Below are 1,230 nucleotides of genomic sequence, written 5' to 3' on the forward strand. Positions count from 1 at the left end.
CTCACTTGTTGTAAGACTTGCCCTCGCTTGATTTCGTTATTGATTGTTTGAGGAGCTCTTCCAAGTAGGCGAGCAATTTCTCGATTGGATTTTCCTTCTTTGTTCCATCGTTCAATGTAGCGACGATGTAAGCATTTGGAATTTTGAGAAGTTAAAAAATTTATAGAGTGACCACAGAGAACGCGTAACAGCGTTCTTTTTTTGATATTTCAAGGAGATTTTTACTATGAGAAGCATAAATGTTGGAATTTGTCAAAATTCTGTGAAACAGCGATTGATCCAAGAATATACAGAGTTGACTGGTCTGTCTAAAAAGGAGGCTGAAAAAGCTTGGGATGAGCTGGTTTCGTTTGGATTGATTGTGTCAATGGATAAAGGACAAATCGGACTTAGAAAGGTTTGAAGATGAACAGAATTTCTGCTAGTGAAGTGGCGACTCATGGCCGTTTCTATCGTCTCCCAAAGGCGTTATTTGAAGTTGATTATTACAAGCCGATGAAACTAGAGGCTAAAGTATTTTACAGCTTTTTGTCAGATCGATTTGAATTATCTTTACAGAACAATTGGGTAGATGATGAAGGAAATATTTACTTTATTTTTACAATTGAGGAATTAGTGGAATTAAGTGGATATGGACGAGATAAAGTTATGGCTCTTAAAAAAGAGTTGCGAGAGTATGGTCTCTTAGAAGAAGAACGCCAGGGTTTGAATAAGCCAAACAAACTCTATCTTGGAATGGTTGATCCTACAAAATCATTAGAGAAAGATGCTCAAAACCCTTGTCCTGAGCGGAAGTCGGAAATTCCGACTTCCGGAGGTCGGAAAAATCGACTTCAAGAGGTCGGAAATTCCGACTCTAATGATACTGATATTAGTGATACTGAGAATAAAGAGATATGTAGTTCTAGAAAGACGATCTCTGATTCTGACGAATCAGGTTCGTCTCCTGGAGCTGAGATGAAATCTACCTCTTACGTTAGGTATGAGTTCTATTCGATTTTGAATTTGATAGAGCAGGAATATTTTAATCATCAGCCTTGGCACTCTGCTTATCATCTGACACATAGGCAGAAAATGAAACTTGGGGAGTTTTTGGAGACGGGTTATACTCATTTAAAATCAAAAGTTGAAAAATAATGGATGCTTAGTTTTGAAATACAACAATATAAAACCACTACGTATCTAGAAAGGACCTTGTCCATTCTCTATTCACAATGGATTTTAAGGTTT

3 protein-coding genes are annotated in these 1,230 nt (G+C 37.2%); 2 read left to right on the forward strand and 1 reads right to left on the reverse strand.

Features of this window, described 5'->3' with window-relative positions; translation table 11 throughout:
• Nucleotides 1-164: helix-turn-helix domain-containing protein (locus HZY94_RS04700; protein WP_179925214.1), on the reverse strand; the 164-nt coding region annotated here is incomplete at its 3' end.
• 62 nt (nt 165-226) lie between these two features.
• On the opposite strand from HZY94_RS04700, the gene HZY94_RS04705 reads away from it, so the two are divergent.
• Both HZY94_RS04705 and HZY94_RS04710 read left to right on the forward strand, forming a co-directional pair.
• Nucleotides 227-403, forward strand: coding sequence for a hypothetical protein (locus HZY94_RS04705; RefSeq protein WP_179925212.1), 177 nt, complete (start codon nt 227-229; stop codon nt 401-403).
• Nucleotides 404-405: 2 nt separating this feature from the next.
• Complete coding sequence (locus HZY94_RS04710) at nt 406-1,137, forward strand: replication initiator protein A (RefSeq protein ID WP_179925213.1); 732 nt, start codon at nt 406-408, stop codon at nt 1,135-1,137.
• Nucleotides 1,138-1,230: the final 93 nt, after the last annotated feature.

Origin of the sequence: Streptococcus danieliae, from assembly GCF_013415245.1 — a bacterium.
GTDB lineage: Bacteria > Bacillota > Bacilli > Lactobacillales > Streptococcaceae > Streptococcus > Streptococcus danieliae_A.

What these genes read in the sequence shown, in the direction of transcription:
- HZY94_RS04705 (WP_179925212.1), top strand. Translation starts at nt 227, where the DNA reads ATGAGAAGCATAAATGTTGGAATTTGTCAAAATTCTGTGAAACAGCGA.
- HZY94_RS04710 (WP_179925213.1), top strand. Translation starts at nt 406, where the DNA reads ATGAACAGAATTTCTGCTAGTGAAGTGGCGACTCATGGCCGTTTCTAT.